The organism is Mycobacterium sp. (assembly GCF_035623875.1).
Lineage (GTDB): Bacteria > Actinomycetota > Actinomycetes > Mycobacteriales > Mycobacteriaceae > Mycobacterium.
Genome location: NZ_DASPSP010000286.1, coordinates 1 through 21,420, shown reverse-complemented (window position 1 = coordinate 21,420; position 21,420 = coordinate 1). Strand labels below are relative to the sequence as shown.

Below are 21,420 nucleotides of genomic sequence, written 5' to 3'. Positions count from 1 at the left end.
GCAGCTGCACGTCCATCCCAACACCGTGCGCTACCGGGCCCGCCGGATAGAAAAGCTGCTATCGACCTCGCTGGCGAATCCCGATGTGCGGCTGCTTCTTTCGCTGGGTCTACGGGCTACCGAGCGATCCGGCTAGAGGTCACGGCCGTGCGTTCATAGATCTCGGCCAGGAACTGCTCGACGGCCACCGCCGCGTGGGTGGCCCGCACCGACCCGAAGATGTCGAAAGCGTGCTGGGCGAAAGGCAGCTCGGCGTAGACAACCGGCTGGCGGCTGAGTTCGCGCAGCCGCGCGGTGAAGGCTCGGGCCTGTTCGACCGGAATTAACGAGTCATTGCGCCCATGCAGCACGAAAAACGGTGGTGCATCAGCAGAGACATGCGTGATCGGCGAGGCGGTACGGAGAGCCTCTGCGAGTTCGGCCCGCCGCAGCTTGAACACATACTTCGCAAGCGTCGGCACCATCCGCGAGTGAATCGCATCGTCGGTCCGGGTGAAGTCGTAGACGCCGTAGAACGGGATTGCCGCCCGCACGCTGGTGTCTGCGTCCTCGAAGCCCGGCTGAAACTGTGGATCGTTCGCGCTGAGGGCGGCCAGCGCCGACAGGTGCCCACCGGCCGAACCGCCCGTGATCGCGATCCAGTCCGGGTCGCCACCGTATTCGGCGATGTGCTCCTTGGTCCACGCCAGCGCCTGCTTGACGTCGACGATCTGGTCGGGCCAGGTGGAGCGCGGGCTGAGCCGGTAGTTGATCGCGACACACACCCAGCCCAACTCGGCGAGGTGACTCATCAGCGGATAGGCCTGCTGGCGTTTGCTTCCCACCATCCAGGCGCCGCCGGGAACCTGCAGCAACACCGGCGCACGTCCGTCACGGTCGAGGTCAGGCCGTCGCCAGATATCGAGGTGGTTGCGAGAGCCGTGATCGCCGTAGCTGATGTCGGTGTTGTGCGCATAGGCGCCGTAGATCCGCATCATGCGGATCACGCCGGGCTTACCGGCCGTGCCCGCACCCGCCGGTCGCTTCCATAGATCTCCCGACTCGGTGCGACGATCGGTGCCCAATCCCGCGTCGAGCGCGGCGGTGAGCGGCACGTTGGCCTGCCGGCCGAGGTGGTGGAGCCCCAGCAGTCCCAACCACGACAGCGCCGACACCAGCCAGCTGAACCGGCGCAGCCGTGAGGACAGCCGGCGGGTCACCGCGGCCAGCAGCGCAAACTGGCCGGCAAGCATCTCCAACGGCAGTTCCGATGCGAACGCCCCGAAGCCGAAGGCGTACACCGCGAGATAACCGCGCTTGCTGAGCGGCTGGTAGCCATCGGCGGTAACCGCAAGTCCGGCCAGCGAACCCAGCACTGCTGCCAGTTTCTTCACGACGTTCACTTAACCATCCGCTGTCCTGGCCATCGGTGGGCGGGGTGTCACTGTGCGGCGACCTGGGAAAGCACAACGGACTACCCGCGACCATCATCGTCACCACCGAGTTGCGCGAACTCGAGGCAAAGGCCGGCAAGGGGCTCACCGGCGGCGGCACGCTACTGCCGATGAGCGACCTGATCCGGCTGGCCTCCCGGGACAACGAATAGTGCTGCACGCCAATGAATGTTTTGGTTGTGCACTCTAAACTGAACAACAGGCCATGTAAGAGGAGCGGCAACAGAAATGGCAGATGACACCAGCTCGTTGAGCTTTCTGAGGCGACACCCCTTTTGGTGGTTGCTGATAGGTCCGGCTGGCGCTGCTGGCTCGGTGTGGGGAAAGCGCGTAGGCGAGAACCGCCCACTTCTGGGTCGTATCGTTTTCATCCTCGGTCTAGTGCTTATCGCGATCGGTCACGGCTGGGCCATCAACTGGGCGTACGTTCGTCTTGCCGGTCATCATCGCCACCATCAGCGACGCGCGTAAACGCAAGTAGCACGGACACCGGCGCATCGTGTTAGACGCCAAAGACCGTGGGTGTTCCTTCCCCAACTGCGACGCGCCGGGCTAGCCAAAATCGCCCTCGGCGCGCCGGGGCGGACGCGATGAGGTTCGGGAGGTCAACGGCGTCGGCGGCGGTGCAATAGCACGCCCGTTACGACACCGACGAAAAAGATGACGCTCAGCACCAACCAGGTCGCTGCCTCGACGGTGGCCCACAGTAAGTGAACCTCATGGCGAACCGTGTTTTGCACGATGAAGATCGCCGCCAGGACGATGAGGATGATGGCCAACCAGTGCCGCACCGAAATGCGGTGGGCGCGACCGCCTGATGGCTTGGTGTCAGGGACCTCTGAGGACATGATGCACACGGTAATCGCGGCGGCGCGGCAGCACTGGCAATTCGTCGGCCGACATCAAGAGCGACCACCGAAGCGTGAGCTGCGGTTTCGTGTCGCGATTCGCCACGCCCGCGCCTATCTCATTGGGTTCGTATTGGGCATGAGCGCAGATCAGAATCTCAAAAACATACTCTGAGCTGCACAAACACCGCTGCGCGATACCGGCGGTGACGGGCCGGCAAGCCAGTAAGTAGTCAGCCAACAGGCGAGAGGGATTGAGCGAGCCACACCCAATCACCGCCTCGAAGAGCGTGGCTGCAGACCACACCCTCCTGGCCCACATTCAACAAGTTGGGATTGAAGTCGTCTGTAAGTCGTCCGTAACCCGTCCGAAACGGACACTCTCGGACGGCTTCGGACGACTCGCAAAATCGCCAAAAAAACGGCATTGCTGCACGTCACAGCGATATTGCGGACGGTCGGACGGTTTCGGACGAGTGCCGTTCTTAGTCGATCGTCTCGATGACTGCGCCCGTACTGATCTGCCCGTCGGTGAGAATGTCCGCGCGTAGGCCCCCCCGGTGGATCAGGCTGCGGAGCATGCCCTTCGTGGTGAGGCGTTCCAGGTGGGAACACGGCTCACACAGGCGCTGGCCCAGGCACTCGACGTCTCCGATACGAAACCGACGTCCGACCAGAGCGTTCAGGTCGACCCCGCGAGTCACGATATTGCGACGCGCCTCGATGTACTCGATCTTGCCGCCGCCGGGCAACACTAGCTCGTCAAGGACTTCGGCTGCGATGAGCGTGAGGTCGTAGCCGCGTGCGATGCCGAGGGGCAGCAGGCGCACCGGCCAGGGCGGCGTGAACGTTCCTGCTTTCGCCGCGTAGCGGTCTCCGTCGAGCCCTCGGCCAGCCAGAGCCCGCGCCCGTTCCACCTGGCGCATTGGGGCAGTCGCCTGTTCTGCCACCGCGATCGCTTCGACTCTGCCGCGCAGTGAGGGCAGCGCCGCACCGGGCGTGATCAATGCCGGATCAAGCCCAGATAGCACGTAACCCTCGCGGACTGGCAGATCGGTCGCTGCGGCGCCCAAGAGAGCAGGATCTTGCGGGCTGAGGACGACCCCGGAAGGGGTGCCGAACATCAGCACCGCTGTACGGACATCGCGTCGCTCGCCGTCCATGTCCCCGAGAACGGCGAGCCAGTAGCCGGGCCAGGTGAACCGCGCGGGCTTGGCGATCGGAACCAGCCCGGCGCCTCGGCCGGCCAGCCAGCTTCGCCAATACGCGATGGCTCCGCGCAGGTCGGCTCGTGGCTGGGGTACATCGGATAATGGCGTTTCGGTCACCGACGCCACGCATGCGGCGAATGACCTCACGATCTCCGGAATCCCCTCGGTGTGAGGCAAATCAACGTCGATCATCTGCCGATCCTCGCACATCGCGGCAGGGCAGCCACCTGCGGCGGCCGACCCGCCACAGTCCTAGTCAGAACGGAGGTGCCGCCGGGTCAGCCCCGCCGATGCGGCGCCTGTCCTCAACGAGCACTTCGACCGGATCAAGGTCGCGAAGGCCGAGTTGCAGAAAACCGCCGCCGAGCCGGTGGCCGCCGACACTGACCACAAGGCTTACCGCGCGGAGGTGGACAAGCTCAACGCCCGCCATGAGAAGGCGCTCGCACGGCTCCAAGCCAAGTACGGGGTTGATCCTTCGTGACCAGCCGACGCAACCGGGCCGCAGCGTGCGCCAGGCGCCGCGCTAAGCGTGACCCGGCCACGGGACTACGCGCGACGGCTGGAAGTCGTTCGGGCAGCCGCCTCTGACGCCGGGGCCTCAATACAGCCGTTGAACAAGATCATCCGTGGGCTCAAGAGAGCTAGTCGTGCGCGTAACTTGAAGTGTCCTTCGCGTGTCGGGTGTCAACCCCGCACCAACACCTACCACCACCCCGAAAAACTGCTGCCGGCCGACGCAGACGACGACGAACCGTAGTCCTCATGCGAGAGGAAATCTTGCCGCAGTGGTTTCGGCGCGCATAGGGTTTCGGATATCGAAACGACCAAAACGCAGCAACGGGATCCTCGGGTCGTCATCGTCGGCGCCGGTATGGCGGGGATCGCCGCGGCTCATGTGTTCCGGCAAGCCGGCTTCACCAACTTCACCATTCTGGAAAAGGGTTCCGACGTTGGTGGTGTTTGGCATTGGAACCGCTACCCCGGCCTGCGCTGCGATGTGCCTTCTTACGGCTACCAATACGCGTTCGCGCCGAAGCCCGACTGGAAACATGTGTGGGCAACCGGTGAGGAAATCCAGCGGTATCACCACGACCTCATCGAAGCCCTGCAACTCGAGTCGCATCTGAAGCTGGGCTGCGAAGTCACCTCGGCGGTGTTCGCCGAGGACCGATGGCGGGTGTCCACCGCGGGCGGGGACGAGATCGAGGCGGACTTCGTCGTCGCCGCCACCGGCATCCTGCACCACCCGTTCATTCCGCAGATTCCCGGCCTTGACTCGTTTGACGGGCCGGTGGTGCATACCGCGCGCTGGACCGACATCGACACCACGGGCAAACGCGTGGCGGTGGTTGGCACTGGATCGACTGGGGTGCAGGTCTTTTCCGCGCTGCAACCCGAGGCGGCGCACATCAGCCACTTCGCCCGAACACCGCAGTGGGTGATGTGGATGCCGATGGGGCTCAGGCAACCACACTTTGTCGGTCGGATGCTGCGGGCGCTGCCGAAACAGGAAAGGGCAGTGCGGCTATCGCAGCTCGTCGGTTCCGACTACTTGGTCGACCTGGTCATCCGGCCGACCTGGCGACGACGGCTGGCCCAGCGTTACGGGTGGATGTGCTTGCGAATGCTGGTTCGGGACAAGGATCTTCGTGCCCGGCTGACCCCTGACTACCAACCTCTCTGCAAACGGCAGGTGCTTTCGGGCGACTACTACCGGCGAATTTCCAAGCCGAATGCCAGTTTCGTCAGCGAGCCGATCGCCGAGGCTACCAAGACCGGCCTGCGAACAACGGACGGTGTCCACCACGATCTGGACGCGATCGTGCTTGCCACCGGCTTCCAGGCCCACAACTACATGCGCCCGATGACGCTGCACGGTCGCGACGGGCTGTCCATCGATGATGCCTGGGCGAAAGGTCCTCGCGCATGGGGAATGACCGCCATACCCGGATTCCCCAATCTGTTCACGGTCCTCGGGCCCAACTCTCCCACCGGGTCGATGTCGCTGCAACACGTTGCCGAATTGACCGCGCGTTACATCACCACATGGCTGCGGCGATTCCGGGACGGCGAGATCACCACCGTCGAAGTCACCGAGGAGGCCACCAGCCGCTTCGCCGACGACGTGGCCGAGGCGATGGGCCCGACGGTGTGGAATACCGGTTGCAACTCATGGTATTTCGCTGATGACAACCACATCGACCTGTGGCCATTCGACCGCAAGCGGCTCACGCGCATGCTGGCCGAGCCCCACGACGGCGATTACATCTTTACGGCTTGACCCGCTGCGAAGGCGGCGGCGACTTCTGCTGCCAACCGGGCGTTGGACAGCACCAAAGCGACATTGGCAGCAATCGACGCGCCGTACGTCTCGCGGTCGAAGAAGCCGAGCAGAAACGGCGTGACGTCCTTGCCGCGCACACCCGCTGTTTCGGCGGCGGCCAGGCCGGCAGCAAGCACCCGGTCGTGCAGCGCGCGGTCCAACTGGTCACCCGGTGCGATGGGGTTGGCCAGCACCAGCCCGTACCCGTCGGTGCCCAACCTGCGTCTGGCCCGGAGCACGTCGGCGACCTGTGCCGGCGTCTCCACCCGCCATCCCACCGGGTGGCCGGAATCGGCGAGGTAGAAGCCGGGAAACCGGTCGGTGCGATAGCCGATCACCGCGACGCCGAGGGTCTCCAGTCGTTCCAGGGTCGCCGCCACATCCAGGATCGACTTCACGCCCGCGCAGACCACGAGCACGCCGATACGCGAAAGAGTCGTGAGATCGGCGGACTCATCCCAGCTGTCGCGCGCGCCGTGATGCACGCCGCCCAGCCCGCCGGTGGCGAACACCGTGATGCCGGCCGCCGCCGCCAGGTGCGCGGTCGAGGCGATCGTCGTCGCGCCGTCCCCGCCTCGGGCCGCGAGCACCGCGACGTCGCGGACACTGACCTTGACCACCGCGTCGCCCTCCGCGATGCGTCGCAGCGCGGAGTCGTCCAGGCCAACGCGCGGCTCGCCAGCGACGATCGCGATCGTGGCCGGCACCGCGCCGCCGGAGCGCACCGCCTCCTCGAACTCCCGCGCGAGGCGCAGATTGTCCGGACGTGGGAGACCGTGACTGATGATCGTGCTCTCCAGCGCGACGACGGGCCGTCCGGCGGCCAGCGCGTCCGAGACCTCTGGGTGGATACGCACGGGTCGCACCCTACGTCGCGCTGCTGAACCCTCGGTAATCTACGGTCGTGGCTATCGGGCGACCCGACGGCTATGCGGTCACCCGCGCTAGTCGGCCTCGGCGCGCAACATCACCGACTCGCCTTCTTCGGCGGTTTCATCCACGACCCGTGCCGCTAAAGCATCGGGATCCACTCGCGCGATCCGGGACTCGACGTCGTAGGGCACGATGATCGCAGTAGCGCCCTGGATGCGGCTGACAGCGCGGGCCATCTTGTCGGCGGTGCGGTCATGCAGCAGCCGGCCCAGCAGTGCCGAATATGTTCGACGCGGCAACAGCACCGTCACCTTGGTATCCGGATGTTCCTTCTTCACCTGCAGGACCAACTCCTGTGCGGCCCGACTCAAATGGCGGTCGGGACAGTCGATCACCCGCAGCCGGGTGTCGTGCTCGAAGTGCTGCCAGCGCTCCTGCAACTCAGCGGCATGGTCGGCGTCGATGACGAAGTGCACCGCGGTCAACTCGTCGGCGTGCAGGCCCTTTCCGTAGCGCAGCGCCTCGACTTCGGCGAGGTCGACCGAATCCACAAAAACGAACACTCGCAGCCGGGCGTACTTGGCCAACTCTGGACGCGCGGTGCGCGACATCTCCAGTACCGAAGCCTCGGCGCTGTACTGCCGGTTGAGCCGTATCAAGCCGTACACCAGGATCGGGAAGACAACCACGACGAGCCAGGCTCCCGCGGTGAACTTGGCCACCACGAAGATCCCCACCACGATCGCTGACATGATCCCTGCGGAGAAGTTGACCACCACCTTGCGACGCCAGCCGTGGTCGCGGTGGGTGAAATGGTGTCGACTCATGCCGAAGCCGGCCATTGCGAACGCCGTGAACACGCCGATGGCGAAGAACGGCACCAACGCGTTGACCGAGGCGCGGGTCACCAACAGCAGCGCCACCGCCAGCACGGTGAGCGTGATAACGCCGTTCGAGAACACTAGACGATGACCCCGTTTGGTCAGCGGTCGCGGCAGAAAACGGTCCTCGGCAACAAAACTCGCCAATGCGGGAAATCCGTTGAAGCCGGTGTTGGCACCGGTGAACAGAATCGCCGCGCTCGACGCCTGGACCAAAAAGTACAGGACATTGCCGATCAGTCCTTCGCCGAAAACCGCCCGAGTGATCTCCGACAACATCGACGGGTATTCGTCCACATATGGGGTGGCGTGGGTGACGTAGGCAAGCCAGGCCACACCGGCCAACAAAAACCCGAGAATCAAGGCCATCAGGGTCAGCACCCGACGGGCGTTGTAGCCTTGCGGCGCGCGAAAGACGTTGACCGTGTTGGAAATCGCCTCGACACCGGTCAGCGACGTACCGCCGTTGGCGAAGGCGCGCAGCACTACCAACACCGTGGCACCCATCACCAGTCCGCCGCCCTGATGGATTGGCACCGCCCCAACAATGTGCGCCGGGTTGTATCTCGGCAATCCCCAAAAGGTTTCACGAATCAGGCCGGTCAGGATCGTCAGCGTGATCATGATGACGAAGGCGTAAGTGGTGATCGCGAAGGTCCGGCCCGATTGCCGTTGTCCGCGCAGGTTGGCAATGCAGATCAGCAGCAGCGCAGCTATCGTCAGTTCCAAGTGGTACGGACGTAGCATTGGTATCGCCGAAACCACCGCCACCGTCCCGGCCGCGGGTTGTACCGCGGCGGTGACCACATAGTCGATCAATAGCGCCGCGGCAGCGATCTGCGCCCACCGGGGCCCGAAGTTGTCCCGCGCTACCATGTAAGAGCCGCCGGCCCGGGTGTAGGTCATGACAACCCCGCGATACGACGCGGACACCAACAACAGGATGAACAAGATGACGCCGATTATCGGAAGCAACAACACGAACGCGGCCATCCCGGCGCGCGGCAGCAGTTCGATCATGACCTGCTCGGGACCATAGGCGGTCGAGGAGATCGCGTCAGGTGAAAGCGCGCCGAGTGCAACAGGATTCGACAATCTTTCCGATTCCAGCTGCTCGCTGGTAAGCGGCCTGCCAAGAATGGCGCGCTTCCACCCGTCGACGAAAGTCGGTGAGAGGCTCGAGCTACTATCCGAAATTGTCACAACGTCTCACTTCCTCGGTTACTCGCCGGCACGCCGAGCGCAACAGGATTCGACAGTCTTTCGTGTTCCAGCTCGTCGTTGATCATCGGTTTTCCGAGTACGAACTGCTTGTACGCGTCGGAAAAAGACGGCGCAAAGCTCTGCCCGTCCGCCAGTTTCGTCACACCACTTCCCTAACGAGATCTTTACGGGGTTCCCGGAAAGCGTACGTTGCGTTCTGCCAATCGCGCGCGCCGGGACGAAACAGACTGTGGAAGTTTGTTAACAGCTGATTACCAGTGCACCCTCGACCAACTCGTCAAATCGTTCGATCGCATCGTCACGCTCCGCGTCGATGCCGCGCAGCGGTCCCTGGTCAGCGAGGTGACGCGCGGCGTACAACCGGGCGACGAGGGCCTTGCGGTCGGTCTGGCAGCTGGCCCGCTCCCACGCTGCCTGCTCGGTCAGCAAGGCCCCTGCGTACACATCGCCGATGAACCGGGTGAGCGGGAACAGCCTAGCTTCGGCAACCGCGCCGTCCAGCTTGCTCCAAGCCTTGATCGCCGCTTCGAGGTCGTCGATGCGGCCGCGTACTAAGCGTGTCGTCTCGTCGTCGTCGGACACTGACACCGCGTCGTGCAGCCGCTCCAGCAAAGGCTCATGGGCGTGGGCGCGCTCGATACCCCGCCGGACGTCAAGACACAGGATATTGTCAGGACCTTCCCAGATGGTGTTGACCTGCGCGTCGCGGAGTAGCCGCGCGACCGGCCAGGTTTCGATGTAGCCGTTGCCGCCGTGAATCTCGATCGCGTCCGAAGCCATGGTGATACCCAGCCGGCACACTTTGAGCTTCGTCACAGGTACGGCGATACGCTGCCGCACCGCGCGAGGCTGACGGTGATTGGCGAATCCGGTGCCGTCGAAAACCAGCGCCTGGGCGGCTTCGACGTCGACGATCATCTCGGCAAGCTTGCGGCGGATCAATGGCTTGTCCAGCAACGTGTCGCCGAACGCCCGCCGTTGCCGCGCGTAGCACAGCGACTCGACAAGGGCACGGCGTGCGTTGCCGAGGGCGAACAGTGCGATACCCAGCCGGGCGGCGTTGGTCAGTTCCATCATCCGGCCCAGCCCCTTGCCGTCGTGCAGGCCGGCCTCAACGGCCTGGCTGCTGGGCTCGCCGGACAGCAGGAAGGCTTCGGCGTCGACGAACTCCACCTCGCCGGAGGCCACCGACCGGGTGCCGAGCTTGTCTTTCAGGCGACGGATGCGAATGCCGTTGCGCGAGCCGTCCCGGCGGGTTCGCAAGACCAGGAAGTTCGCCACGCCGCGGCCGGAATCCGGCGCGCCTTCCGGCTTGGCCAGCACGACGAACACCTGCCCGTCGCAGTTGGACGCGAACCACTTGAAACCATTCAGCAGCCAGGCATCTCCGTGTCGGGTTGCCGTCGTCTCCAGGGCGCCGAGGTCGGAGCCGCCGGCGCGCTCGGTCAGTAGCTGAGCGGTCTCACCCTCCCACTCGCCGGTCGCGAACTTGGCCAGGACGTGGTCGCGGACCTCGGCCGGCGCGTAGGCCGCAACCAGCGACTTGACCATGGCGCCGCCGGTCCCAAGCGCGCATCCCATGCCGATGTCGGCCTGGTTGAGCAGGTAGTTGGCCGCGTACAGCGGCAGCGACGGGTTGACGCCGGCACGCCGGGCATCGTCTTTCAATGCGTTTTGCGCGGCCAGGACTGCCCTTTTGGACTCCGTGAACGACGGCGGCTGGACAACCTGGCTGATGTCGTGGCCCCAGCGGTCGTAGCGCTCCAGCCGCGGTGGATTCCGGTCGGTCTGTTCGGCCCAGCGCGCCACCCGGCCGCCCATCAACTCACCGATACGGCTCAGATGGGGTTCGGCGATCGCGAGCTCGTCGGGCTGCAGGTAATAGGCCATCGTCAGTTGCAGGGTCGGGTCGGTTTGATACCAGTTGAGGCCGACGGCTCCGCGGTAGTTCTCCGTGCGGTATCGCTGCGACTTCTCCGGGGTGGCGAAGGGTAGTCGGTCCACCGCTTCGAGGTCGTACTGGGTCATCGGCGCCGCTCCTCCTCATCGCTACGCTCTGCATCGTCGCCGGCGCGGCTCATCCTGCGACGGTATTACATGGCGCTAGGAACGCAGGCGGTCGACGGCAGCGGTGATTCGCTCGTCGGTGGCAGTCAACGCCACCCGGACATGCCGGGCGCCGCGGGCTCCGTAGAACTCGCCGGGCGCCGCCAGGATGCCGCGCCGCGCCAGCCACGCGACGGTGTCGCGGCATGCCTCACCGCGGGTGACCCATAGATATAGCCCGGCCTCGGAATGGTCGACGGTGAAGCCGGCCGAGCGGAACGCCGGTAGCAACGCGTCCCGGCGGCGGCGATAGCGGTCCCGCTGCTCGCGCTCGTGGGTGTCGTCGTCGAGGGCGGCGACCATGGCCGCCTGCACCGGTGTGGGCACCATCATCCCAGCGTGTTTGCGCACCGCCAGCAGCTCGGCGACCACGGCTTCGTCGCCCGCGACGAAACCAGCGCGGTAGCCGGCCAGCGACGAGCTCTTGGACAGCGAGTGCACCGCCAGCAGGCCGGTGTGGTCGCCGTCGCACACCTCGGGATGCAGTACCGACAGCGGCTCGGCGTCCCAGCCCAGGCCCAGGTAGCACTCGTCGGATGCCACCAGCGCGCCGCGCTCCCGGGCCCAGCCGACGACCTTGCGCAAATGATCGACGCCGAGCGCCTGCCCGGTCGGATTGCTCGGCGAGTTCACATACACCAGTGCGGGTGCCTGGGGACCGACCTGGGTCAGCGAATCGGCGTAGCGTACCTGAGTTCCGGCCAGCCGGGCGCCGACGTCGTAGGTGGGATAGGCCAGCTCGGGCACCACGACGAGGTCATCGGCGCCCAAGCCCAGCAGCGTCGGCAGCCACGCGATGAGTTCCTTGGTGCCGATCACCGGCAGCACGGCCGCCTCGGTCAATGCGGTGACGCCGTGCCGGCGTTCCAGGGCGGCGACGGCGGACTGGCGAAGTTTCGGGGTGCCCGCAGTCGTGGGGTATCCCGGCGCGGCGCTGGCCGCGGCGAGCGCTTCGCGGATCAGCGGCGCCACCGGGTCGACTGGCGTGCCGACGGAGAGGTCGACGATGCCGTCCGAGTGCGACTTGGCCAGCGCCGTTGCGTCGGCCAGGGTGTCCCAGGGGAACACCGGCAACGACGCCGACACTGGCCGGCGGTTCACCAGGCTGCTCAGTCGCCCTCACTCTGAGGCGCCAGATCCTTGACGACCTGCGGGTCGTTCTCGGTCATACCGACCTTGGCCGCACCACCGGGCGACCCGAGTTCAACGAAGAAGTCAGCGTTGATCTGCGTGTACTGATTCCACTGCTCGGGCACATCGTCTTCGTAGTAGATCGCCTCGACCGGGCAGACCGGCTCGCAGGCACCACAGTCCACGCATTCGTCGGGGTGGATGTACAGCATCCGAGCGCCCTCGTAGATGCAGTCGACGGGGCATTCCTCGATACATGCCTTGTCCTTGATGTCGACGCAGGGTTCGGCGATCGTGTACGTCACGAAGGTCTCCTCCATGTGCTGCTCAATGTGGATGTTCTCTCGCCCGGGAAGCCCGCCCGGGCAAGTGTGGGTGCCGATGCCGGTCGGCGAAAAGCCTGCCCCAGTGTGCCCTATGGTTTCGCTTCCCGGCGATGCGGATCCTTGGTTACTGATACTAGACGTTGCAGCTAAAAGCTAGACACAGGCCTAGCGGGAGGCGCGGAAGAGCCGACCTGCTAGGCCGATGTTTAAGGCCACGTGATTTCGGACGCTCGGCGGTGCACCCGACATGAAGCGGAAGGCGGCGATGTCAGTGCCACTAGCCAAACTGAAGGCGATGGCCCGGCACACCACGTTCCGCTACTGCCTCAATCCCACGGTTGAGCAGCAAGACGTTCTTGCCCGACATGCCGACGCATCACGGTTCGCATTCAATCAGTGTTTACGCATGGTCAAGAGGGCGCTCACGCAGCGGCGGAGTGGGGGCGTCAGGCGCTGAACAGACCAACCGTGCGGGCATCAGCGATCGCCGCATCCGCGATCGTCTCGGTCGCCTCCCGCGCCGACGTGGTGGGCGCCAATGTCAGCGGCTTGTTCAGCGCGTACAACTGGAAGCGGTAGTGGTGCACTCCGGTGCCAACCGGTGGGCACGGGCCGAAGTACTCCGCCTTACCGCTGGTGTTAAGGCTGACGCTCGCTCCCTCGGGGAGCGCGCCTTCGCCGATATCGGTCGTTGCGGGTGGTATGCCCGTGACCACCCAATGGACATAGAGCCCGGCCGGCGCGTCGGGGTCATCGACCACCAGAGCCAGCGACTCGGTGCCGGCCGGCACGTTCTCCCAGCGAAGTGGCGGAGGCACATTACGGCCCTTACACGAGTACTCAACCGGGATCTGCGTGTTGTCGGCGAACACGGAACTCGTCACGGCGAACTCCGCGGGCGCGACCGGCGGTGGTGATGCCGTAGTAATCGCGGCTCCTGGAGTAGTGGGAGCGGACGTATGTTCGGGTTTCACCTTAGCGCCGCCACACGCGGGGAGCGTAAGAATCAACAGTGCAAGAGTGGCTAGCGCCAGTCTCATGGGTCTGTGTATACCTGCTTGTCGAGTGCTGCGTAAAGGGTCCGCGGGTTTAATAGCCGGCCAGCAGACTGCGCACCCGGCCCAAGGCTTCTGGACCGACGCGGCTGCAAATCCGCGATGGGTTGGCGGGCCTGCGGCCCCACAACAGCAAGACACGCGCGGCGGCATCGGTTTCCAAGGTGGCCGGACCGTCCGGGTCGGCAAGCCCGATGGTGGTGCGATCGGCGTCCGCATTGACCACGACATCGTCGGCGTCGGCGACTCGTAGCCGCGCCTCGATTCGCTCGCCGGGGCGAAGTTGCTTGACGCCCTTGGCCAACAGCGGCTTTCCCACCGCAAGCACACTATGGGTCGTCATCCACGGCTGAGCCATCCGCGCCTGGGCCGCCGCATCGTCGCCAGTCCGCTCGCCCGCAGGTTAAGCCGCAAGCGGACTGTACGTCGTGGTGCGCTGGCGTGCCGGACGGCCGATGCCCTCGGCGATCGCAATCAACTCGGCGACGGTCTTCGCCGACCCGTGTTCCGAGCCAGCCATTCGCGAGATGGTCTCCTCCATCAGCGTGCCGCCCAAATCGTTGGCACCGCCGTTGAGCATCACCTGGGTGCGCTCGACGCCGAGCTTGACCCAGCTGGTCTGGATATGAGAGATACGACCGTGCAACATGATTCGTGCCAGCGCATGCACCGCCCGGTTGTCGCGGTGACTTGGCCCGGGCCGCGCCGCGCCGGCGAGGTACAACGGCGAGTTCTGATGCACGAACGGCAGCGGCACGAACTCCGTGAAACCTCCGGTGCGGTCCTGGATATCACGCAACACGTTGAGGTGACCGACCCAGTGCCGCGGGTCGTCGACGTGTCCGTACATCATCGTCGACGATGACCGCAGACCCACCTCGTGAGCAGTGGTCACGATCTCGATCCACATCGAGGTGGGTAGCTTGCCCTTGGTCAGCACCCAACGGACTTCGTCGTCGAGGATCTCCGCGGCGGTACCGGGTATGGTGTCCAGGCCAGCCTCCCGCAGGCTGGTCAGCCACTCACGAATACTCAAGCCGCTCTTGGTCACCCCGTTGGCCACCTCCATCGGCGAAAAGGCGTGCACGTGCATCGACGGCACCCGTGCCTTGACGGCGCGCACCAGGTCGGCGTAGCCGGTCACCGGCAGCTCGGGATCGATACCGCCCTGCATACACACCTCGGTGGCACCGGCGACGTGGGCCTCCCAGGCACGTTGGGCGACCTCGGCCGTCGACAGCGAGTAAGCGTCGGCGTCGCCCTTGCGCTGTGCAAACGCACAGAATCGGCAGCCCGTGTAACAAACGTTGGTGAAGTTGATGTTGCGGTTGACCACAAACGTCACCTCATCACCGACCACATCGCGGCGCAACGAATCCGCCAGTGCGGCAACAGCATCAAGCGCAGGACCGTCAGCCCTGGCCAACGCCAGGTACTCCGCTTCGGTGCAGCCGGCCGGATCACGTTCCGCCGCACTCAATGCGGCGAGCACGTCGGTGTCAATGCGCTCGGGGGCACGGGCTGCCAATTCGTGCACCCGCGCCCGGATCGAGTCCCAGTCTCCGAATGCGCTGTCGAGATCGCTGCGCGCCTCGGTGTTGCGGCCTTCGGTGTCGATCGCTGCATTGAGGTCCACCCGACCGGACGACGCCACGTCGTCGGGTTCCTGCCATGGCATGCCCACCGGGTGCACATCGCGGGCCAACCCGGTGGCCGGGTCGGCCAGCGCCGCGACGTGCTCGCGGACCCGCGGATCGATCCAGGCCGCCCCCGCCTGTACATACTTGGGTTGGGCAGTCAGCCGCTCCACCAGGTCGTATCCCGCCTGTTCGGTGACGGCGGCGAGCTCGTCCAGAGCAGGCCACGGCCGCTCGGGGTTGACGTGATCAGGCGTCAGTGGCGACACGCCGCCCCAGTCGTCGACACCCCCAGCGATCAGCGCCAGGCACTCGTCGCGGGACACCAGGTTCGGCGGCGCCTGGATGCGCATTCCCGGGCCGAGCACCAGTCGCGCCACCGCCACCGTGGCCAGGAAGTCATCGATTCCGGCGTCGGGCGTCGAGGACATCGCCGTGTGTTCTTTGGCGCGGAAGTTCTGCACGATCACTTCCTGAACGTGCCCGAACTCCTTGTGCGACTTGCGAATAGCATGCAATGTCTCGGCACGCTCGGTGGCCGTCTCGCCGATGCCGACCAGTAGACCGGTGGTGAACGGAATGGATAGCCGTCCCGCATCAGTCAACGTGCGTAACCGAACCGCCGGATCTTTGTCGGGACTGCCGTAATGCGCCAGACCTTTCGTTTCGAACAGCCGCCGCGACGTCGTCTCCAGCATCATTCCCATCGACGGCGCGACCGGCTTCAACCGCGACAACTCCGACCAGCTCATCACGCCGGGGTTCAAGTGCGGCAACAGCCCGGTCTCCTCCAGCACCCGGATCGCCATCGCCCGCACATAGGACAATGTGGAGTCGTAGCCGCGTGCGTCCAGCCACGCGCGCGCCTCCGGCCACCGATCTTCGGGCCGATCGCCGAGGGTGAATAGTGCTTCCTTGCAACCGAGTTCACCTCCCCGACCGGCAATCTCGAGGATTTCATCCGGTTCCAGGAACATCCCGGCGCCCTCAGCGCGTAGCTTGGCAGGCGCGGTGACAAATGTGCAGTAGTGGCAGGTGTCGCGGCACAGATGCGTCACCGGGATGAACACCTTGCGGGAGTAGCTGACCGGCAGTCGGCCGGCAGCGCCCCGCCGTCCTGCCGATTCCAGACCCGCATCGCGTACCCGCGCGGCGCTGCGACACAGGTCGGCCAGATCCTCGCCGCGCGCAGTCATCGCGACAGCCGCCTCGTCGACATTCAGCGCGACGCCGTCGCGCGCCCGTCGCAACACCCGCCGCATCGCGGACGTGCCGACCCGCGGCGGCGCCGACGGGTTGGGCAGCAGCGTCGGTTCTTCGCCCTGAGTCAGTGGCACGTCTGTGTAACTTCCGTCCAGCCGGATTTCATCCGTGCGCAACCACCAGCGACCCCGACGCGTGCCATGTGCGCAACAGTAGCGTCCAGCTGCGCACCAGCGGGCCCCTGCCCTCTTTCGCCATAAAGCCTGGTCGGGTACTCGTCAGGTATCGGCCCGGCGCTGCAGCAGGACTACCAGCGGGGGCGCCGCACCCACCGCAAGCAACAGCAATGGGCTGTAAGCCATCACGCCGCGCCCACCGAAGATGACGTCGCCGCCCGGACCGCCCAGGACCATCGCGAGGACCGTCAACAGCCAAGTCCACAGCGGCAGGGCGGCCAGCCGCGCCGAAGTGGTCCATCGCCCCGCGGCCCAGACGAGGGCCGCGTTGACCAGACCGCTGATCAACGCGCTGATCGGAAACGGGATTGAACCGATATAGGCCGGCAGCAGCAGCGCGCCGGCCACTGCGGAGAGAATCCCGTCGACAGCCAGTAACGCCAAGATGACGATTCGAATAGCGGGATCGGGCACGCCGGCGTCGTCAATCTGCCCGGCGCGCGGCTTGGTAGCGGTCAGGTCGGGACGCCGTCCAATTGAGAAACGATGGACATGATCTCCCACCGGAAGCTGTCCAGCCGGTCCTGCCAGTGTCGCTGGTTGTCCAGATCCGGATCCACGCTCTTCCTTTTCGGTCCTCGCGGGGCTTGCCTGGTCGGAAGCCTACCGGGTGGCCGATTCGGTGAGGTCGAGTCCAGCAAGCAGATCGGTCTCCCAGCCGCGCTCGTCGCGGTCCCCCGCGACGCCGGCGGCCAAAATATAGTGCTCCTGCCCGACGATCGGCAGGACCAAGTTGTTCGACAACGCGCACGCCCGGCCGGTCGGGCCGACGACGACCTGGGTGGCGTGCGCGGCCAGCGCCGCCCTTTTGGCCGGCAGAGCGTCGGAGGCCTCGATAATGGCGTCGATCTCGTCGTCGGCGTAGCCGAGTCCGCTGAAGTCGCCGTCGGCGGGCGGGATCGACCACTCGGGCCGTAAGTCGGCGGGTCCGAGCGCCTCCCAACCCGCGGTGAAGGCGCTGCGGGCGATGACCGTCCAGTAGAACTTGGGCACACTCCACGGCGTGCCCGGGTAGTCCTCGATGTCGGCCGCCGCCACCGCCGCCGTGGTCACGACGTGGGCCTGCACGTGGTCGGGATGCCCGTATCCACCGTTGGGGTCATAGGTCACCACGACGTGCGGCCGCAATCTACGAATGACGGCGACCAGCGCGCCGACGGCTTCGCGTTGGTCGGCATCCATGAACCGCTGAGAACCCCGCCGGCCGCGCAGTTCAGTGCCCGCCATGCCCGAATCCCGCCAGCGGCCCGGGCCGCCGAGGAAGATTGGCGCGCCAACACCCAGGGCATCCAACGCCGCGGTGAGTTCGCCGATGCGGTAGCCGCCGAGTTGGTCGGCGTGATCGACGGCGAGCTGTGCCCAACGGTCACCGATGACCTCACCCTCTTCGCCGAGCGTGCAGGTGACGACATGCACCGCAGCCCCGCGGTCGACGTAATGAGCGATGGTGGCGCCGTTGGCGATGCTCTCGTCGTCCGGATGGGCGTGTACGAACAACAGCCGCGGGGTGTCTCGCATGGAGGCACCATACCGGGTTGTGATGCGCAGGTGGCGAAGACGTAACCCGGTGGCCCGCAGTGAAAATCAGAGGCCCGGCAAAGCCGCCGTTTCGCCAGAAGAAACGCCGGTGGCTACTATCAACGCATGGCAGAGCAGATCAACTCCATGCCACAGACGAACCGCACACGCCGCCGGGGCAAGGACCTTGAGGACGCCCTCTTCGATGCGACGCTGGCGGAACTGGCTGTGGCCGGCTACGGCGGGCTGACCATGGAAGGGATCGCCGCGCGGGCCCGGACCGGCAAGGCCGCGTTGTATCGGCGCTGGTCCTGCAAGCGCGACTTGGTCCAGGCGGCGCTGCGCTACGCGCTGCCGCCGCTGCCAGAGCCCCGTACCGACCGATCGGCGCGGGAGAACCTACTGGCCGTCTTCACCGCGCACTGCGACGTACTTTCCGGCAAGACCGCGTTTCCGAGCCTGGCCATCATGAATCAGCTCCTCCACGAGCCGGAATTGCGGGCCATCTTCGCCGACGCCGTCGTGGCTCCCCGCCTGCGGATCACCGAGTCGATCCTGCAGGCAGGCGTGGCCAACGGCGAGATCAACGCCGCCGCGCTCACGCCGTACACGGCGCGCGTCGGCCCGGCGTTGATCAATCAACAGCTGCTGCTTACCGGCGCCCCGCCGAACAAGCGCCAACTGGCGCACATCGTCGACACCGTGGTCGCCCCTTCGGCAGCCGCGCACGCCGACGCTAGTCCGGGCGGGTAGCCGCGACCGCCCAGATCGGGATATGCGCCCGATGGTTATCCAGCAGTGGCCCAAGGGTTTTCATCCGCTGTGAGCCCGATAGCTGAACCGCCTACTGCGTGGTCTTGACCCACTGTCCGGCGTCGCCGACGATCCCGACGGGCACCGAACCTGAGAGGCTTACGTTCAGCACCCTAGGGCCGGCGGCCACGATTGTGGTGTCCTGCAGGATCGGCAGCACGGTCGACATGTCCCACAGCCGCGACTCGACCTCGTCGATCACGTCATTGATGTTCGCGGTGCCGGCCAGTGCGGCATCGATATTCGACTGGATGCTGTGATCGCAGATGCCGGTCAGGTTGGATGGCGCCTGCACCAGCGCCCCGGGTTCCTGTGCCCGGCCGGGCGCAGTCGATGTGGGCGCCGTTGACGGGGTGGCAGGAGTCGCCCTGGCGGTAACGGATGGGTCGGATGGGGCCGCCGGCCCCGCAGCCGTCGACACCGCCGTCGCCTCCAGCGCCGGGCAGCTGTAGCGGGAGGCCAGCAGCGTGGCCAAGTTTCCGCCGGCCTCACGCCAACCGACGAGAGCGTCCACCCGGTTGTTGACCAGCGCGTCGCGGTAAAGCGCCACCGGATCGAGCCCCAGCACGGTCGCGGCGATACCGACGTTGCGTAGCTGGTCGGCGGCGGTGTTGGCGACTGCCACGGATGTCGGGTCGTTCGCGGCGACGCCGATGATCAGAGACAGCTGTTTGCCGTCTTTGCTGATACGTCCGCGGGTGATCTCCGGCGGCCCGGTGGTGGGCGGCGGCGGTGCTGAGGGAGCTGGGGGCGGCGGCGTGACCGACGCCGTTGTGTCGTTCTCGATTTGGTACCCCGACCCTTCCAACAACCCCAACGCTTCGGTTCTGGTCAGCGCCGGCGGTGCGGTCGGCACATAGCCGGGGTCGCTGGGCGAGCGAATCTGCGCTTCGTCCAGGGTGACGGTGTTGTCGCTGCCGGCGCCGACGGCGGCCAGCAAGTCGACGTCGAGCAATCCCAGAATCGCCTTACGAACCGCGGAGTCGGCCAGCTTGGGCTCGTTGGCGCGCAGCGTGAGCTGCATGACGCGCGGCGTCATGATCCGGGCGGTCCGCACATCCGGGATGGCCGACAACTGCGCGAAAGCCGCTGAGCCACCGTGTACTTGGGCCACCTGAGTGTCGCCGTTACGGACCGAATCGGCCAGCGCGGCCGGCGCCCCGGCCCGCCGGAACAGGATCAGATCCGGCTTGGCCGGCGGCCCCCAGTAGCGATCGTTGCGGGCGAGCAGGATTTCGTCGCGTTGCGGGTCGATGTTTTCCACCCGGAACTGTCCGCCGGTGACCGGCAGGGCGCTCGCCAGCCCGGCCGGGAAACCGCCCGGCACATCCTTGACGATGTGCGCAGGCAGGATGTTGCTGAACAGCTCGCGCCACGCCGGGTACGGCCGGGAGAACGTGACGACAGCCTGCTTACCGCCGTCGATCGACTGCACGCCGGTGATCAAGTCGTAGCCGGCCGGATCGACCACACCGGGCTGCCCGACCATCTGCCGCCACAGGTACCAAAAGTCGTCGGCGGCGATAGGAGCGTTATCGGTCCACTGGGCCTCCGGCCGGATTTTGTAGGTCACCGTGAACGGGTTCTCGTTGGTCACATCGGCGGATACCAGCAGCGTCGGGTCCATCTCCCAACGGGATCCGGTCGGCGTGGCCGGGTCGGCCACCGGCCGGAAAGCGCTGGGCAGCACCAGCGCACCGATCGCGGCGTTGACCGCCGAAAGATCCGACAGCAGATGCGGGTTGAACCCGGCGCCGATCGAGTCGATGCCCATGATGATCTGGGAAACCCGCGGCGGCGGCGGCGGTGAGTTGTGCGGCGTATCGGTGCTTTGCGGCGCCGGCGGAGGGTTGACCGTACAGGCCGCCAGCGCCAACCCGATCAGCGAGACCAGCACGCCGACCGCCACGAGGAGGTGGCGGGCTCGTCTCGGCATGCCCATCAGGGTATCGAGCGCCCAGCCGGCAACCCGGCTAATCGGGCGTGCGCCGAGCACCTAACCCCGGGCCTTGGCCCGCGCCCGGCTGCGTGCCCGGGCGGTGGCGTCCAGCTCGACCTTGCGGACCCGCACGATCTCCGGAGTCACCTCGACGCATTCGTCGGGCGAGCAGAATTCCATGGCCCCTTCCAGGTCGAGCTCGAGCGGCTTGGCCAACGTCTCGATGACGTCCGCGGTGGACGACCGGATATTCGTCAGTTTCTTCTCACGGGTGACGTTGATGTCGAGATCCTCTGGGCGCGGGTTGATTCCGACGACCATCCCCTCGTAGGTGTCCTGTCCGGGTTCGACGAAGAACTGACCCCGATCGGCAAGCTGAATGAGGGCGAACGGCGTGATGGTGCCGGACCTGTCGGACACCAGCGACCCGGTGTGGCGGGCTCGGATCTCCCCGGCCCACGGCCGATAGCCGTCGAACACGGCGTTGGCGATGCCGGTCCCGCGAGTCAGCGTCAGGAAGTCGGTACGGAAGCCGATCAGGCCACGGCTGGGCACGATGAAATCCATCCGCACCCAGCCCGCAGCGTGGTTGGTCATCTCCTCCATGCGGCCCTTGCGGCCGGCCATCAACTGGGTGATCGCGCCGACGAATTCCTCGGG

The 21,420-nt window shown here is 65.9% G+C and carries 18 protein-coding genes and 4 pseudogenes; 6 read left to right on the top strand and 16 right to left on the bottom strand.

Going from position 1 to position 21,420, the window contains the following annotated elements; all coding sequences use genetic code 11:
* The coding region (locus tag VEI45_RS23180; protein WP_324856864.1) for a helix-turn-helix domain-containing protein at nt 1-136 on the top strand (136 nt) is incomplete at its 5' end.
* On the opposite strand, the gene VEI45_RS23175 is transcribed toward VEI45_RS23180, so the two are convergent.
* Entirely contained in the window at nt 117-1,382 is a 1,266-nt protein-coding gene (locus VEI45_RS23175; protein ID WP_324856859.1) for an alpha/beta hydrolase, read from the bottom strand. The genes VEI45_RS23180 and VEI45_RS23175 overlap by 20 nt on opposite strands.
* A 47-nt stretch (nt 1,383-1,429) precedes the next feature.
* Here VEI45_RS23175 and VEI45_RS23170 point away from each other — a divergent pair.
* Nucleotides 1,430-1,567: pseudogene (locus tag VEI45_RS23170) on the top strand (DUF222 domain-containing protein); the annotation flags it as partial.
* 471 nt (nt 1,568-2,038) lie between these two features.
* On the opposite strand, the gene VEI45_RS23165 reads toward VEI45_RS23170, so the two are convergent.
* Together VEI45_RS23165 and VEI45_RS23160 are read right to left on the bottom strand one after the other, a co-directional pair.
* Entirely contained in the window at nt 2,039-2,281 is a 243-nt protein-coding gene (locus tag VEI45_RS23165; protein WP_324856858.1) for a DUF1049 domain-containing protein, read from the bottom strand.
* 485 nt (nt 2,282-2,766) lie between these two features.
* Entirely contained in the window at nt 2,767-3,684 is a 918-nt protein-coding gene (locus VEI45_RS23160) for an MOSC domain-containing protein (protein ID WP_324856857.1), read from the bottom strand.
* Between the two features lie 154 nt (nt 3,685-3,838).
* Here VEI45_RS23160 and VEI45_RS23155 point away from each other — a divergent pair, with 154 nt between their 5' ends.
* Nucleotides 3,839-3,976, top strand: a complete 138-nt coding sequence (locus VEI45_RS23155) for a hypothetical protein (RefSeq protein ID WP_324856856.1) — start codon at nt 3,839-3,841, stop codon at nt 3,974-3,976.
* A gap of 333 nt (nt 3,977-4,309) precedes the next feature.
* Nucleotides 4,310-5,776 (top strand): NAD(P)/FAD-dependent oxidoreductase, encoded by a 1,467-nt coding sequence (locus tag VEI45_RS23150; protein WP_324856863.1) that lies wholly within the window; start codon nt 4,310-4,312, stop codon nt 5,774-5,776.
* On the opposite strand, the gene VEI45_RS23145 is transcribed toward VEI45_RS23150, so the two are convergent.
* From VEI45_RS23145 to fdxA, 6 genes and pseudogenes are all read right to left on the bottom strand, one after another.
* The gene (locus VEI45_RS23145; RefSeq protein WP_324856855.1) at nt 5,758-6,675 is read right to left on the bottom strand and encodes a pseudouridine-5'-phosphate glycosidase; all 918 of its coding nucleotides are present in this window, start codon (nt 6,673-6,675) and stop codon (nt 5,758-5,760) included. The two genes, VEI45_RS23150 and VEI45_RS23145, sit on opposite strands and share 19 nt — an antisense overlap.
* A gap of 135 nt (nt 6,676-6,810) precedes the next feature.
* Nucleotides 6,811-8,775, bottom strand: a pseudogene (locus tag VEI45_RS23140) (APC family permease); the annotation flags it as partial.
* Complete coding sequence (locus VEI45_RS23135; protein WP_324856854.1) at nt 8,772-8,939, bottom strand: hypothetical protein; 168 nt, start codon at nt 8,937-8,939, stop codon at nt 8,772-8,774. The pseudogene VEI45_RS23140 and the gene VEI45_RS23135, both read right to left, overlap by 4 nt.
* Nucleotides 8,940-9,036: 97 nt before the next feature.
* Nucleotides 9,037-10,824, bottom strand: coding sequence for an acyl-CoA dehydrogenase family protein (locus VEI45_RS23130; protein WP_324856853.1), 1,788 nt, complete (start codon nt 10,822-10,824; stop codon nt 9,037-9,039).
* 75 nt (nt 10,825-10,899) lie between these two features.
* Complete coding sequence (gene dapC, locus VEI45_RS23125) at nt 10,900-11,988, bottom strand: succinyldiaminopimelate transaminase (RefSeq protein WP_324856862.1); 1,089 nt, start codon at nt 11,986-11,988, stop codon at nt 10,900-10,902.
* Nucleotides 11,989-12,011: 23 nt separating this feature from the next.
* A complete protein-coding gene (gene fdxA / locus VEI45_RS23120) occupies nt 12,012-12,338 on the bottom strand; it encodes a ferredoxin (protein WP_324856852.1) in 327 nt (108 codons plus the stop codon).
* A gap of 268 nt (nt 12,339-12,606) precedes the next feature.
* Here fdxA and VEI45_RS26530 point away from each other — a divergent pair, with 268 nt between their 5' ends.
* Nucleotides 12,607-12,816 (top strand): helix-turn-helix domain-containing protein, encoded by a 210-nt coding sequence (locus VEI45_RS26530; protein ID WP_414687570.1) that lies wholly within the window; start codon nt 12,607-12,609, stop codon nt 12,814-12,816.
* Here VEI45_RS26530 and VEI45_RS23115 read toward each other — a convergent pair.
* The 5 genes and pseudogenes from VEI45_RS23115 to mshB form a co-directional block, all read right to left on the bottom strand.
* Nucleotides 12,806-13,243, bottom strand: a complete 438-nt coding sequence (locus VEI45_RS23115) for a YbhB/YbcL family Raf kinase inhibitor-like protein (protein ID WP_324856851.1) — start codon at nt 13,241-13,243, stop codon at nt 12,806-12,808. The genes VEI45_RS26530 and VEI45_RS23115 overlap by 11 nt on opposite strands.
* 205 nt (nt 13,244-13,448) lie before the next feature.
* A pseudogene (locus VEI45_RS23110) lies at nt 13,449-13,802 on the bottom strand (hypothetical protein); the annotation flags it as partial.
* A gap of 15 nt (nt 13,803-13,817) precedes the next feature.
* Nucleotides 13,818-16,388 carry a bifunctional FO biosynthesis protein CofGH gene (locus VEI45_RS23105; protein WP_324856850.1) on the bottom strand — a complete coding sequence of 857 codons (2,571 nt, stop codon included), beginning with the start codon at nt 16,386-16,388 and terminating at the stop codon, nt 13,818-13,820.
* A gap of 144 nt (nt 16,389-16,532) precedes the next feature.
* Nucleotides 16,533-16,967, bottom strand: coding sequence for a hypothetical protein (locus VEI45_RS23100; protein ID WP_324856861.1), 435 nt, complete (start codon nt 16,965-16,967; stop codon nt 16,533-16,535).
* Nucleotides 16,968-17,093: 126 nt separating this feature from the next.
* Nucleotides 17,094-18,008 carry an N-acetyl-1-D-myo-inositol-2-amino-2-deoxy-alpha-D-glucopyranoside deacetylase gene (gene mshB / locus VEI45_RS23095; RefSeq protein ID WP_324856849.1) on the bottom strand — a complete coding sequence of 305 codons (915 nt, stop codon included), beginning with the start codon at nt 18,006-18,008 and terminating at the stop codon, nt 17,094-17,096.
* 126 nt (nt 18,009-18,134) lie between these two features.
* On the opposite strand from mshB, the gene VEI45_RS23090 reads away from it, so the two are divergent.
* Nucleotides 18,135-18,761, top strand: a complete 627-nt coding sequence (locus VEI45_RS23090) for a TetR/AcrR family transcriptional regulator (RefSeq protein WP_324856848.1) — start codon at nt 18,135-18,137, stop codon at nt 18,759-18,761.
* Nucleotides 18,762-18,852: 91 nt separating this feature from the next.
* Here VEI45_RS23090 and VEI45_RS23085 read toward each other — a convergent pair whose 3' ends face one another.
* Both VEI45_RS23085 and VEI45_RS23080 read right to left on the bottom strand, forming a co-directional pair.
* On the bottom strand, nt 18,853-20,763 hold the full coding sequence (locus VEI45_RS23085) for an ABC transporter family substrate-binding protein (protein ID WP_324856860.1): 1,911 nt from the start codon (nt 20,761-20,763) through the stop codon (nt 18,853-18,855).
* Between the two features lie 54 nt (nt 20,764-20,817).
* A pseudogene (locus tag VEI45_RS23080) lies at nt 20,818-21,420 on the bottom strand (translational GTPase TypA); the annotation flags it as partial.